Genomic DNA, 13,610 nt, shown 5'->3' with positions numbered 1-13,610 from the left:
AGTAATGGGTAATGGGTAATTTTACAGCGTTCTCAAAATTACTTATTGCCCATTAATCATTACTTATATTTTAATGTTTGAGTTCTAATTTTTCTTTGCTGTATGCTCTTACTTTTTCGGTAAGTTCAGGATTTTCGGCTAATTTCTGTCCGTACGAAGGAATCATTTCCAATAATTTTTCTCTCCACTCACCATTGATTTTTTCAGGAAAACACTTTTCAAGAACATTGACCATTGCAAAAACTGCTGTGGAAGCTCCAGGAGATGCACCCAACAAAGATGCAATCGTTCCCTGCTGATTGACCACAACTTCGGTTCCGAATTCTAATTTCCCACCCTGTTTTCCATCTTTTTTAATGATCTGTACACGTTGTCCGGCAACTTTCAGTTCCCAATCTTCTTCTTTGGCATCTTTTACAAATTCCCTTAAATGCTGAATTCTCTGAGCCTTAGTCATTGCAACTTGCTGTACCAGATATTTTGTCAGAGGAATATTATGCCACCAAGCTCCGAAGAGCGATTTTATATTTTTTGTATTGACACTTGCTGGTAAATCCAGATAATTTCCTTCTTTTAAAAATTTAGTTGAAAATCCTGCGAAAGGACCGAAAAGCAAAGCCTTCTTTCCGTCAATAATCCTTAAATCCAAATGCGGGACTGACATTGGTGGCGCATCTACAGTTGCCTGAGTATACACTTTTGCCTGATGCTTTTCTACCAATTCAGGATTGTGCGTTACCAACCATTCTCCGGAAACCGGAAAACCGCCATACCCTTCACTTTCTTTAATTTCTGAACTTTCCAGCAAAGGAAGTGCGTAACCTCCTGCTCCGATGAAAACAAAGTCCGCAACTACTTCCTGCTTATGATTGTGAATTCTATCTTTCACTTTCATTTCCCATTTTCCATCGTTTCTCGGATCGATATCTTTTACTTCATGATAAAGGAAAACTTCAACGTTTGAATCTTCAAGTAAATGTCTTCCCATTTTTCGGGTTAGACTACCGAAATTCACATCGGTACCCAAATCCATTTTTGTGGCAGCGAGAATTTCGGCTTCGTTTCTTTTACTCATTACCAAAGGAATCCATTCCCGCAATTGGTCATGATCGGTAGAAAATTCCATTGCAGAAAATAATGGCGAATCTTTCATCGCTTCATGACGTTTTTTGAGATATTCAGCATCTTTTTCGCCAAATACCAAACTCATGTGTGCGCAAGAATTAATGAAATCCGACGGAGTCGATATATATTTTTTGTCAATCAAATAAGACCAAAACTGTTTTGAAATCTCAAATTGCTCTGCAATCTTTTCAGCTTTAGAAATATCAACTGTTCCGTCTTCATTTTCGGGCGTATAATTCAATTCGCAAAATGCTGAATGTCCTGTTCCTGCATTATTCCACGCTGCCGTACTTTCTTTGGCAAATCTTCCGAGTCTTTCAAAAATTGCTATATTTAAATTGGGATCAAATTCGTGAAGTAATGTTGCTAATGTAGCGCTCATAATTCCACCTCCGATTAAAACAACGTCATATTTTGGTTTTGGTGTTCTGCTTAAAATTGTATTCGGCATTCCATTAAATTTACTACGAATTTCGGGAAAAGTTTTTTATTAAATGGATGTTTAATGATTTTTAACACGGTAAATTTTGATTTAGAATGTTGAAATTTATTCTCTCGCAGATTGAATGGGTTTTTCAAATTTTTTAAATCGAATCTGCAAAAAGCAAATTATTGAATATCGGTTTTTGATAACTTTATTTATCGCAAAGTCAAAGAAAGAATTTTAAATTTTTCCCGTAATAAGTTATACAAAGGCGTAAACTTAATAAAGAAATACAAGGCATTTTTCATGATGACAGATTGTAGTCAATCATAAAAATTATATATGTTTGCTCGTAGGTGCAAAATGTTTGTAGAAATCAATATCATAGAAAAATTGGGAGCTCCGTAGGAGCGGGATGCTTGTAAAATTCAAATTATTTGTTCACACTTTATACTTGGCTCTTTTACTTTTTACTCGACTTTTAAACGCCGAATTGCAGCAGCCCGACTTGAACGGAGCTCTTTTTGCCGGAGCAAAGCGGAGACAAAAAAGCGGGAGTCCTTCGACTTCGCTCAGGATAAATTACAGGCGGAAATAGCTGCCATAAAAAAACACCAGCAAATAATTTACTGATGTTCTCTTTATATTTTATTTTTCTAAAACTTAATTCAGTTTTGCAGTCAGTTTTTTAAACTGTTTCTCGGCATTTTTACCTTCATATAAAATCGCATAAATAGTATCAATGATCGGTAATTCAAGATTTTTCTGTCTTGCCGTTTTATAGATGGAATCTGCGGCGTAATATCCTTCCGCAACCATGTTCATCGACTGAATTGCTGATTTTACGGTATACCCTTTTCCGATGAGGTTTCCTAAGTTTCTGTTTCTTGAGAATAAAGAATATGCCGTAACGAGTAAATCTCCCAAATAAGCGCTTTCATTCACATCTCTCGGAGCTTCGTAAATCGCTTCAAGGAAAGTTTCCATTTCACGGATGGCGTTTGATACAAAAACTGCGGTAAAGTTATCTCCATAACCCAAGCCGCTTGCAATTCCGGCTCCGATTGCAAAAATGTTTTTAAGGATTGCACTGTATTCATTCCCTAAAATATCTTTACTCGAATTGACTTTAATAAAATCTGAATTGAAAATTCCAACTAACTTGTCTGAAGTTTCGTCTTCTACGGTCGCAACGGTAAGATAAGAAAGTCTCTCCATCGCAACTTCTTCTGCGTGACAAGGTCCTGCAATCACGGCCTGATTTCTGAAACCGATTTGGAACTCTTCTTTCAGATAATGCGCAACAACATCATTCACTTTTGGAATAATCCCTTTAATCGCAGAAACAAAAATTTTGTCCTTGTAATCACACGTCATTTTATCCATCGTATCTGACAAATAAATTGACGGAGTTGCCAAAACCACCACATCGCAAGCAGAAACAAGTTCGTTAATATCAGTAGTAAGCTTTAAATTTTTAAGATTAAAATTAACAGCTGTAAGATATGTCGGGTTGTGACCGCGAAGTTCAATAGCACCTTTTACAAATTCACTTCTCACGCACCAATGTACTGTTTTGCAGTTTTCAACAAGCATTTTTACAATTGCCGTTGCGAAACTTCCGCTTCCTACGACACCGACAGAAATGTCGTGTTTAGCCTTTTTTGAGTTTGAAGATTCTAAAGTTGATTTCTTTTTCGCCATAATTGAAATGTGAATTGCAAATATATTAAAACAAAGAAATAAGTGGCTGTATAAATCTAACAATCCTTATTTTATTAAAAATTAACATTCTCATACAATTAAATGTTTAATATTCCGTTAAACATAAAATATTCCAGATTTTAATTAGAAATAATTCTTAAAATTAATTTTTAACTAAATTTGCACCCTTAAAACGGTTTTTAAATTCCAAGAAAGAAAAATGAAGAAATTTTTAGGAAGCAAAAAGAAAGTAAACATTCTGATCGGAGGACTTTTACTGGTAGTTTTTGCACAAAGTATTTTTATTGCCAAATTATATTCAGGAAAAGATGATAAAAATTATGAAGTCAATCTGGTAAAAATAAATACAGAAAAAGATAGTGTAGATTATCTGAAAATGAAGACAGACCTTAGCTTAGTAGATCAAACGGTAGGACAGCTGAATTCATTTTTAAAATCTAAAGACATTAAGAACGAAAAACTGATGGTTCTTGATAACGACAGTGTTTCAAACTCAATTTATCTTGCCAAACAATCAAACAGATACAGCCAATATTTGATGGATCTTCAGAAAAAACTGATGCAGGTTCCTTTGGGAATGCCTACTGAAGGCTATATTTCATCTAACTTCGGAATCAGAAAAAATCCTATTCCATTCAAAACGGTTTTCGCATCTGTAAAACCGACAGCAGAAACTAAAACAACAGTAGCTGCTACAGCAGCTCCAAAACCTGAAGTAAAAGCTGAACCTTACGAAAAAACAATTGAATTGACAGACAGCTACGGAAATAAACGTGAAGTAAAAGTAATGGTTACGCCAAAAGCAAAGACAGAAACTGTAGCTTCAGCACCTGCAACTTCTTCCAATACTGTTGCTGCATCATCATCAAAAACTCCTGCTGAAAAAAATAATCCACCTGCGGAAGCTGACCAGATGCAGTATCATAAAGGCTTAGATATAGCTGTTCCTTTTGGTTCTGATGTAATTGCCACCGCTGCCGGAACCGTAATTTTCTCAGGACAGAAAGGCGGTTACGGAAACTGTGTAATAGTTTCTCACGGAAATGGCTTGGCAACGCTTTACGGACATTTGTCTCAATTGGTTGCAAAAACGAATGATAAAGTAAAAGTGGGACAGGTGATTGCAAAATCAGGAAATTCCGGTCGTTCCACAGGACCTCATTTGCATTATGAAGTGCACAAAAACAATACTCCGGTGAATCCGAAGTTGTTTATGAATCTGTAAAAATTTAATCGATAAAAATAGTTTCGGCGGCACCTTTGGTGCCGCCGAAACTTTATATAAATCAAGAAAAAAAATTAGTAAGCTGCTGTAAAACGCTCACGAATATGGTTGTTCTGTTCCAATTCATCCACCAAAGCAACGGCAACATCTTCTACGGAAAGAATACTTCTTCCGTTTTCATCAAAAACGGGAGACTCCAGAGATGTTCTGTATTTTCCGGTTCTTATACCCGCCGTTCCCTGATGCATTTCGATTGCGGGGCTGAAAAACGTCCAGTCTAAAGTGTTGTTCTGTTTGATTTCATTCAAATAATCTCTTGCAGCGGTTGCTCCCGGTTTGATATCTGCAGGGAAATCAGGACCGTCAACCAATTGGTTTCCATCGATGAATAAACTTCCTGCTCCACCAACGGTAATAAATCTTTTAACACCGGATTGTTCTACTGCTTTTTCGATGTTTTTACTTCCGTTTAAAAAATCATTATAAAGATTTGGATTCGTCCATCCCGGATTGAAGGTATTGATTACGGCATCATTTCCTTCCAGAACTTTTGCAAATTCTTCCACATTGTTTACATCTGCGCTGATTGCATTTACATTGTCTTTCGCATCAACTTTTGAGCTGTCTCTAGCGATGGCATTCACTTGATAACCTCTGTTTGATAATTCGTTAACAACTTGTTTTCCTACGAAACCTGTGGCTCCGATTACTGCTACTTTTTTGTTCATATTTTTTTATTTAAATTAATTGTAATAAATATTGTTACATTTTTGGTCAAAAATTTTTAATCGAACTGATCTGTAAATTCCTGAAGAGATTTGTCTCCCAAAAAACTTTTTACCAATAGATCTGTCTGCTCAAAAAGCAAAGAAAGATGATTGTTGATCTCCTTCCCTACCGGACAGGCAGGATTTGGTTTCTGGTTTTTTTTTCCTAAAATTTCATTGTTTTTTACAGCTTCATAGATTTCAGAAATTTTAATTTCATCAGCACTTTTTAAGAGTCTCGTTCCGCCATCTTTTCCCAATCTGCTTGTAATTAAACCCGCTTCACGTAATTCACGCAATTCTTTACGTACAATAACAGGATTTACATTGATGCTTCCGGCAATCCAATCAGAAGTGAGCCATTCCTGAGGAACTTTTGCCAGTAATGTCATGATATGTATCGCTGTTGCGAATCTTGTATTGCTCATAATTATGATACAAAGATATACAAATTTTAATTGTAACAAAATTAATTACAGTTAAAAATAATTTAACTGTAATTAATTATATCAGAATTATTTTGTTTCAATCTCAACAACCTTCCTACCAATATCTCCAAAGTATTGATTGATGAGAGTTTCATAAATTTTGTAGCCGTCATCGACATTTGTGAAGATAACAATACCTTTTTTTGTTTTTGGTAAAATGATCGCAAACGTGTTAACACCTTTATCTGAACCGCTGTGTGAAAGGGAAATTTCATTATTTCCTAAGTCATAGATTTCAAATCCGAGTCCGTAATATTTGTTTTTTTTAGTTTCGACCTGTTTGGCTTTCATTTCTTCAAAAACTTGTGGTGAAAGCAGTTTATTATCCATTACGGCAATCAAGAAGTTACTATAATCTTCTACAGAAGTTATCAAATCATCTGCTGCGTTTGCTTTTGTATTTTTTACAATATCATATTGTTTTCCGTTTTTGTTATATCCCATTACAATTCTTTGTGAGTCTTTCTTCTCATCCCAAATATAACTTGTGTCTTTCATGTTTAATGGTTGGAAAATCATTTCTTTGGCTAAATCTTCCAGACTTTTGTGAAATTTATTTTCGATAGCTTTTCGTAGATATTCAAAACCCTCACCTGAATATTGATATTTTGTTCCGGGATCAAAATTAAGACTGAGTTTTTGGTCTTTATTCATCCATCTCCAATTTGAGAAACCGGTTTGATGGCTCAAAACCAATCTGGTCGTCAATTTTTTGTGTCGAGGATCATTAGCAACATCAGGATCGGTAAAATATTTGTAAAGTGGTTCATCAAGATTCCATTTCCCGAGGCTTACTAAACGCAGAACCGTCATTGCTGTAACCGGTTTGGTTAATGATGCTACATTAAAAAGGCTGTTGTAAGGCGCAGTTGTTTTGCCGTTTAATGTTCCGTAAACTTTTATTTGTGTTAATTTCCCATTTTCGATTACACCTAATCCTAAAGTTGGGATGCTATTATCTTTTAATAATTTTTCCAAATCGTCTGAAATTTTTGTTTTAGCCGGATCTCCGTGGTCATAGCTGAGAACATCGCTCATCAACCAATTTCCGTTTTTTTTGGTCCAGACTGATGTGAATTTTGCTTGTCCGCCCAAAACATCTTCTTTATTTTTCTCGCGCGTAAAAAACTGATGTTCTCCGGTTTGGATAGCGCCATACAATTCGCCGTTATTATACAAAGGAAAAACTTCCAGACTGCTTTCAATCACTTTGCGAATCGGCTTTTGATTAGGATTGCCACAGATATTTTTCTTCGTTCTTTCCATAAACAGTTTTTTATCCTGGAAACCGCCGAAGTCATGATAAAATTTCAGATTATCATCTACCGATTTTTCGAGATATGCAATATCACAATTATTGAAACCACGCTCGAAGAAAAGGCTGTCCTGTTTTTTTAATTCTAAAAATAATGATGAATTTTTATCGATTTGAGCTTTCAGATTTCCAAAGAAAAGGAAAAGAATAAGAATGCCGTAGTAAAGTCTTTTTGTCATTGAATTATTTTTGACAAAGATTCAGAATTAATCAGTTTTAATTCAAAAATTCACCCCGACAAAAACCCGACAACTGGATGACAAATTTATATAATACTGAAATTCAAGCTATAGCGAAGATTTCGTTTCTTGTCAATTTCGTAAGCATTTCTCAGAATAATGAAAACATTTCCAAGTGTTAAGCAAATCATCGTTATCATTACAGATGCCGAACCGAGTTTTAAGAAGGCAACAATCAGAAAAATAATGGGCGAAATAATGGCTAAAAATATCTGAAGAGAAATGATTTGTTTTACAATTGAGGATTTCTCTTTTGTGAAGAGCATCATCAATAAAGGCGGCAGAAAATTGGCAACCGGAAACCACGCAAAAGGAATTGAAGACAGATTAATCATTTTGATGAGAGTATAATTAAGAACCTCATCTTTTTCTGACGATGGAAGAGAATTTTCAACAAAAATTTCCTGCGGGATTTCCTGATGTAATAATTGCTTTTCAGAAATATCAAGAGTGGCAGCCAAGGTTTTCAGCGTATAACCTTTCGGGTATGTTCCTGCCTCAATCCGTTGAATGGTTCTTACGGAAATACCTGATTTTTCAGCCAGTTCTTCCTGAGTGAGATTTTTCTGTTCTCTGATTTTTTTTAATTCCGACATTTGAAAAAATTACAGATTCAAATTTACAGATTCAAACTGTTTATTTAAATAAAAAATTACCCGAAAAACAGGTAATTCTTCATATTTTAACTGATCAAATTTATTTGATTTCCAACAACTCAACCTGAAAGACAAGTGTACTGTTGGGTCCGATTTCTTTACTGATCTGCTGATCTCCATATGCCAAATGCGGTGGAATAATCAATCTCCATTTACTTCCGACAGACATCAATTGCAAACCTTCTGTCCATCCCTTGATCACTTTATTCAATGGAAATGAAGCCGGAGTTCCTCTTTTCACAGAACTATCGAAAACTTTACCACCAATCGTTGTTCCGTGATAATGACATTTTACCATTGATTTCGGACCTGGCTTCGGACCGTCACCTTCAGTGATAATTTCATACTGCAAGCCGCTCGGTAATTGCACTACGCTTTCTCTTTTACCGTATTCCGTCATATATTCCTGTCCGTCTTTCAGGTTTTTCTCAGCCTGTTCTTTTTTGCGCTTAAATAACATATCTGCTACTCCCATAATTTTTTTTACAAAGATAAGATTTTTTGGAGCGTGAAGAAGATTGAAGTTTAGTCGTTATTAATCATCATGCACAATTTTTAACACAAAGTGCACAAAGATTTATGAACTGCTAACTGTTTTTAAGTTACACAAAGCCGTTCCACTTATAGAAGATCACAAAGCTTTTTCAAATAAATCTTTAAAATTTGAAAATTTTATTACCAAAAACACAAATTTCAAACAAGTTTAATATTCTCTTAACCTAGAATTAAAAACTTGGCGTTATACTTGAGTTTTTAAAATATATGCCAAATCCTTTAAAATATAATAAGAACTTTGAAAAGCTTTCCTACGAAGAAAAACAACTCCTTGAAGAGGCAAAAAAAAGCATCGCAGATTTTGTAGAACAATCATCATCCATCAGCGACGTCAATTACGCGACAAGAAATGCACACGCAAAAACCTATGCTGTTTTGAAAGGAGAATTTATCATTAATCCTGAAATGCGGTCAGATCTTTTATATCTTTTTGATAAAGAAAAATACAATATCGTCGTAAGGCTTTCAAATGCTCACTTAAAAATTAATAGAAATAAAAAAGACATTCCTGCCTATGGGTTTTCAATCAAAATAAAAGATGATGCAGACCGTACAATTGCCAATTATCCGTTGGTGAATTTTCCATTGTTCCCGATTAATTCAGTTTCTAAATTTTTGAAGCTATTTACTGCAATCAATCGTTTTTTTACCAAAAAATGGGGTAATTCCTTTCAATTGATTTCGCAATTTTATAAGGTGTTGCCAGGCATTTTGACAGCATCGTTTTTTAAAAAAAGCTGGGAACTTTTCATGAAAAGAAATGATTTTTTTCTGTCTTTTAATTATCATTCGGTAGGTGCTTATCGTTTGGGGGATCATATGATTAAGATTAAACTGAGACCACAAAACATTAAAAAAAATTTCGGCAGAAAACTCAGCACCCGAAAAGCCATTGAAGATTTTTGTCTTTACGAAAACTACTATTCTGATGTACTGATTCAGCTGTGTTATGATTTAAAAGACCAGCCCATCAATATTCTGAACCGGGAATGGGAACACTCACCATTTATCAAAATAGGTGAAGTAAAAATTGAGAAAAATTCTTTGATCAATCCTAAAGCCTGCGACAATGAATTGCTGTCATTCAATCCTTTTGAAAGTGCAGAAATCTTCCAGCCGGTCGGGAAAATTCAGAAATTGAGAGATGAGGCGTATAAAGCTTCGCTTCAGACGAGAAAGAAGATTAATAAGCTTTTGAAGTATAAGTAAACTATATAAGCTTAAATTTTTTATATTGCCACAGATGCACAAATAAAAAGGTATTGTTTTTTCTAAACTATATAAGATAAATATGAATGTCCGTTTTTAATCATAACGCTAAAATCAGCAGTCATTTTGTCATTCCGGAGGAATCTAAACTGCTTTATTTTCAGTGTGTTGAGATTCCTACAGAATGACAAACAAACCGTTAAAAACTAAGTTATTAATAGTTACGAACATTCATTAAGATAAATCATATAAAGCTTAAAGTCTGTTATATTGCCACAGATGCACAAATACAAATAGCTTAAAAAAAGCAATACATTTTATTTGTGCATCTGCGGCAACTAATTATTGGTTAAAAAAATTACCGCTTCTTTCGAAGCGGTAATTACATTAAGGAATTGATAAAAACACAAGTAAACAAATTCACTTTTATGCTCTTTTTATTTTATAGTATTCAATAAACTGCTTAGATTTAGGAGCGTAAACCATTATTAATATCTTACCATTAAAACACCTGAAGCGGTACGATACAAAGCACCAACCGGTAAACCTGCAGTAGATGCTTCTGTATTGTCTGCATATACCCCACATCCTTCTATAATTGCGGGAGTAAGATCAGCTGCCTGTTTTACAATATGCAATTGCGCAGCTGGAGCATTTAATCCTATCCCTACTTTCCCTTCAAAGTAGTTTTTGGTAAGGGATCCTTCCGAATATATATTATAGGAGTTGGCAGCATTGGCTCCTGTAAAAGTGAAAGGTTCGATATATAAGCCTATGGCTCTGTTGATAGTTGCGTTTGTGCCTGAGGCAGGACCTTTGTCTACGAAAATACCATACAGATTATTGATGTTATAGATAGCCGCTCCGTCTAAGTTTATATATGAGCGGAGAGCCGCAATCTGTGAAGTAGCATTAAAAGTACCTGAAGCTGAAACAGCAGTTGGATCAAACTGTCCGCTGACACCGTATACTTCGGAAGATGTGATTGTCCCTCCATTAGGGTTAGGTCTCACGGTATAATGACCACCAAAAAGACCGGTTATAGAAGCCGTATGCCCAGCAGAAGCTGTGGGAAGTGTATAGCCACTGTATGCACGCAAATCTGTCAACGTGAGGTTGCCTCCCGCAGCATATCCCTTGGCATCTGCAAAATTGGCATAAGCGTAACCGCTCGTCAAGTCTCCCCCGACGGATTCTAATGCGATAGTGTTTCTCATACCATGAGTGTGTGTAGTAATTCCATTGTTTTTAGCCCCGCTCAAGTCATAAGTGAAATATCCTCCATAGCCTGGTTTTGATACTGTTGAACCGTCAATTGTTGAAGAATATGTGCCGTACAAGCCTCCTGATCCAGCAGTAGAATTGTCGTATAGAAAATTATTGATGCCGTATTTAATACCTTGCTTATTAGAAGACATCGTATTTTTTATCCCAAACGAAGTCCCCGTATTTCCGTCAGCATTACTTTCAAAAACATTCAGATTCGCTTCAGGAGTAGCACCAGGGTTACTTCCTATTCCCACTCTACCTGTCTGGTAAATGTTCTGTGTATTGCTTGTCGCAGGAGTAGTTGAACCCGATACCTTCCAGGGTTCTGTGGCAGAACCATTCAAAGATTGCCAGAAAGCCCCATCAAAATAGTAATAGCCAATAGCTGTAATATTTTTTGTTTTGTCGGTTACTGTTGGTGTGGTGGTAACCGCAGCAGTTGCATAAACAATTGTTCCCGTTTGTGAAGTATCATACTGAGCATCTCCAAGTTTTATCTGATCACCCGTCAATCTTGGCGCTATGATGCCTTCCGGTTTTGTACCGTCTGTGGTTTTTGCTGTAATGTCTAATGTTGCTTTCGGGGTTTCATTATTGATACCCACCTGAGAATAAGCCAGTGAAGAAATTGCTAAAGCTAAAAGAATGATATTTTTTTTCATTTTAAAATTGTTTTTCGAAAGTTGTGTTTGTATTCTTTATTGCCAAATAATTTGCATCATTTGATCATTTATTTTACTTAATATTTTTTTCATTTAAAATTTGGGTTGTTCCTAATCATAATGACGACTGCAAAGGAAGCGGGAATATGCTTACATGAAAAAGAATAGGCTTTCAGAATTATTAATTTTAAAAATATATAAAAACAAAATACTGATAATCATATAATTGTAAAACCCAAATACGAGATCGTTTTCTCGATACTAAAATTTATTTTATCTAAATTTGTACAACTTTACAAATGATGAAACCATATTTTATACTTTTCTTACTGTTTATTTTCTTAGGAAATGCTCAGACAATTAACAAGAAAGAAGACAGTCTTATTTCTCTCCTTAAATCAACAACGAACCCTGATAAAAAAATTTCTTTGGGTGAATCATTTTTACTTAAAGATGGACATTCGGATCGTTTTAAAGCACATACTAACCGTATTATAGGTATGGCTTTTATGATCAAAGGAAATTCTAAATCAGCAGTAAAATATATTCAAAAAGCTTTGGTTTTTTCAGAAAAAACAGAAGATAATGGATGTAAAGCACTTGTGAATTGCAACATGGGAGAAGTTTATGGTTTTTTAGGGCTAGCTTCAGAAGCTGAGGAATATCTTTTGAAGGCGAAACGATATAGCTCATACATAAAAAACAGTGAAGAGAATGCAGTGGTAACACTTAGCATTAATTCAGTTCTTAGTAATCTTTATAAATTTGAAAAGGAAACGGACAAAGCCCTGAAGGTTAATAAAGAAAATATTTTTCTTTTGAGAAAAATTAAGCATAATGAAGAATATTATAAAATCTTAAGTCATACATTTCTTGGGTTAGGGAATGCCTATAAAGAAAGTAAGGTGTATGATAGTGCCAGATTTTATTATAACAAGGGTATTAAAGCCAGTTTACAAAACCCTCATAAAAATTATCTTTATGGTATTTATAGAGATCTTGGAGACATGGAATTTGATGATAAAAATTATAATGAAGCCTTAAAATATTATAAAAATGCACTTTCTTCTCCAAACATTTATATTACTCCTGAAGTAAAATCTTATATATATGGTAAAATTATTGAAGCAAGTATTAAATTAAAAGACATAAAAAATATTTCAAAATATGCAGATAGTGCAGAACATTATAAGCAATTAATAAATACACAAAATAAAAATGGAGTAGAAGCAGCAGTAAGTAAGATCAAAAATGATAAAATCAAAATCATTGATGAAAAAGAAAAAAGGGTCTCAAATCTGCTATACCTATTATTAATCTTTGCAATACTACTGCTCATCATTACTTTTTGGTATTTCTTTATTCTAAAAAAACAGAAAAAACTTTATCAGGAATATGTAAAACAATTTCAGTCACAGCATCCTACACAAACAGAAACAATCATTGAAAGCTTATCTGCCTCAGTACAAACTTCAATTAATACTGATCTGGAATTAGATATTTTAGAAAAACTCAATATTTTTGAAAATGAAGAAATGTTCAGGGACCAGGATATGTCACTTTCAAAATTGGCATCGCATCTTAATACCAATACCAATTATCTTTCCAGAATTATCAACCAGCATTATAATAAAAACTTCAACAATTACATCAATGAATTAAGAATAAACTATATCACAAAAAAAATAACTGAAAACCCCAGCTACCGAAATTACAAGATCAGTTTTCTTGCAGAAGACTCGGGATTTGTTTCCCACAGTACTTTTTCTACAAAATTTAAGGAGGTTACCGGAATCTCACCTTCTCAGTTTTTATCATTGTCTTCATCTGAAAAACAAACACCTTAGCTCAAACCTGACATCTTATTATAATCCATCAACAGTAAAGAATTTTGCATTACATACTTTTTGAAATTAGTCATTTCAATACTTAATGGATAATGTACTGAAAA

Annotated in this window: 11 protein-coding genes; 3 read left to right on the top strand and 8 right to left on the bottom strand. The window is 34.5% G+C overall.

Annotation, left to right across the window (positions count from 1 at the left end; translation table 11 throughout):
• Nucleotides 1–70: 70 nt before the first annotated feature.
• Both mqo and K0R77_RS12005 read right to left on the bottom strand, forming a co-directional pair.
• Nucleotides 71–1,576 (bottom strand): malate dehydrogenase (quinone), encoded by a 1,506-nt coding sequence (mqo, locus tag K0R77_RS12010; protein ID WP_300352505.1) that lies wholly within the window; start codon nucleotides 1,574–1,576, stop codon nucleotides 71–73.
• Nucleotides 1,577–2,212: 636 nt separating this feature from the next.
• Nucleotides 2,213–3,253, bottom strand: a complete 1,041-nt coding sequence (locus tag K0R77_RS12005) for an NAD(P)H-dependent glycerol-3-phosphate dehydrogenase (RefSeq protein ID WP_300352503.1) — start codon at nucleotides 3,251–3,253, stop codon at nucleotides 2,213–2,215.
• A gap of 220 nt (nucleotides 3,254–3,473) precedes the next feature.
• Between K0R77_RS12005 and K0R77_RS12000 the strand changes: the two genes are divergently transcribed.
• Nucleotides 3,474–4,499, top strand: a complete 1,026-nt coding sequence (locus K0R77_RS12000; RefSeq protein ID WP_300352502.1) for a M23 family metallopeptidase — start codon at nucleotides 3,474–3,476, stop codon at nucleotides 4,497–4,499.
• Nucleotides 4,500–4,573: 74 nt separating this feature from the next.
• Here the strand turns inward: K0R77_RS12000 and K0R77_RS11995 are convergent, their stop codons facing one another.
• From K0R77_RS11995 to K0R77_RS11975, 5 genes are all read right to left on the bottom strand, one after another.
• A complete protein-coding gene (locus K0R77_RS11995; RefSeq protein ID WP_300352501.1) occupies nucleotides 4,574–5,227 on the bottom strand; it encodes an NAD(P)-dependent oxidoreductase in 654 nt (217 codons plus the stop codon).
• A 56-nt stretch (nucleotides 5,228–5,283) separates the two neighbouring features.
• Entirely contained in the window at nucleotides 5,284–5,694 is a 411-nt protein-coding gene (locus tag K0R77_RS11990) for an Rrf2 family transcriptional regulator (RefSeq protein WP_300352500.1), read from the bottom strand.
• Between the two features lie 87 nt (nucleotides 5,695–5,781).
• Nucleotides 5,782–7,248 (bottom strand): class A beta-lactamase-related serine hydrolase, encoded by a 1,467-nt coding sequence (locus tag K0R77_RS11985; protein WP_300352499.1) that lies wholly within the window; start codon nucleotides 7,246–7,248, stop codon nucleotides 5,782–5,784.
• A gap of 86 nt (nucleotides 7,249–7,334) precedes the next feature.
• On the bottom strand, nucleotides 7,335–7,904 hold the full coding sequence (locus K0R77_RS11980) for a helix-turn-helix domain-containing protein (protein WP_300352497.1): 570 nt from the start codon (nucleotides 7,902–7,904) through the stop codon (nucleotides 7,335–7,337).
• 100 nt (nucleotides 7,905–8,004) lie between these two features.
• Complete coding sequence (locus K0R77_RS11975) at nucleotides 8,005–8,439, bottom strand: FKBP-type peptidyl-prolyl cis-trans isomerase (RefSeq protein WP_300352495.1); 435 nt, start codon at nucleotides 8,437–8,439, stop codon at nucleotides 8,005–8,007.
• Nucleotides 8,440–8,726: 287 nt separating this feature from the next.
• Between K0R77_RS11975 and K0R77_RS11970 the strand changes: the two genes are divergently transcribed.
• Entirely contained in the window at nucleotides 8,727–9,728 is a 1,002-nt protein-coding gene (locus K0R77_RS11970) for a catalase (protein WP_300352493.1), read from the top strand.
• Between the two features lie 488 nt (nucleotides 9,729–10,216).
• Here the strand turns inward: K0R77_RS11970 and K0R77_RS11965 are convergent, their stop codons facing one another.
• Nucleotides 10,217–11,659 carry a hypothetical protein gene (locus tag K0R77_RS11965; protein WP_300352491.1) on the bottom strand — a complete coding sequence of 481 codons (1,443 nt, stop codon included), beginning with the start codon at nucleotides 11,657–11,659 and terminating at the stop codon, nucleotides 10,217–10,219.
• A 302-nt stretch (nucleotides 11,660–11,961) separates the two neighbouring features.
• Here K0R77_RS11965 and K0R77_RS11960 point away from each other — a divergent pair, with 302 nt between their 5' ends.
• A complete protein-coding gene (locus K0R77_RS11960) occupies nucleotides 11,962–13,506 on the top strand; it encodes a helix-turn-helix domain-containing protein (RefSeq protein ID WP_300352490.1) in 1,545 nt (514 codons plus the stop codon).
• Nucleotides 13,507–13,610: the final 104 nt, after the last annotated feature.

The organism is Chryseobacterium sp., assembly GCF_029240215.1.
Lineage (GTDB): Bacteria > Bacteroidota > Bacteroidia > Flavobacteriales > Weeksellaceae > Chryseobacterium.
This window is presented reverse-complemented; position numbering and strand designations above follow the sequence as displayed.

Excerpts from the sequence above, each read along its gene's own strand:
- mqo (WP_300352505.1), bottom strand. The coding sequence starts at position 1,576 with ATGCCGAATACAATTTTAAGCAGAACACCAAAACCAAAATATGACGTT.
- K0R77_RS12005 (WP_300352503.1), bottom strand. The coding sequence starts at position 3,253 with ATGGCGAAAAAGAAATCAACTTTAGAATCTTCAAACTCAAAAAAGGCT.
- K0R77_RS12000 (WP_300352502.1), top strand. The coding sequence starts at position 3,474 with ATGAAGAAATTTTTAGGAAGCAAAAAGAAAGTAAACATTCTGATCGGA.
- K0R77_RS11995 (WP_300352501.1), bottom strand. The coding sequence starts at position 5,227 with ATGAACAAAAAAGTAGCAGTAATCGGAGCCACAGGTTTCGTAGGAAAA.
- K0R77_RS11990 (WP_300352500.1), bottom strand. The coding sequence starts at position 5,694 with ATGAGCAATACAAGATTCGCAACAGCGATACATATCATGACATTACTG.
- K0R77_RS11985 (WP_300352499.1), bottom strand. The coding sequence starts at position 7,248 with ATGACAAAAAGACTTTACTACGGCATTCTTATTCTTTTCCTTTTCTTT.
- K0R77_RS11980 (WP_300352497.1), bottom strand. The coding sequence starts at position 7,904 with ATGTCGGAATTAAAAAAAATCAGAGAACAGAAAAATCTCACTCAGGAA.
- K0R77_RS11975 (WP_300352495.1), bottom strand. The coding sequence starts at position 8,439 with ATGGGAGTAGCAGATATGTTATTTAAGCGCAAAAAAGAACAGGCTGAG.
- K0R77_RS11970 (WP_300352493.1), top strand. The coding sequence starts at position 8,727 with ATGCCAAATCCTTTAAAATATAATAAGAACTTTGAAAAGCTTTCCTAC.
- K0R77_RS11965 (WP_300352491.1), bottom strand. The coding sequence starts at position 11,659 with ATGAAAAAAAATATCATTCTTTTAGCTTTAGCAATTTCTTCACTGGCT.
- K0R77_RS11960 (WP_300352490.1), top strand. The coding sequence starts at position 11,962 with ATGAAACCATATTTTATACTTTTCTTACTGTTTATTTTCTTAGGAAAT.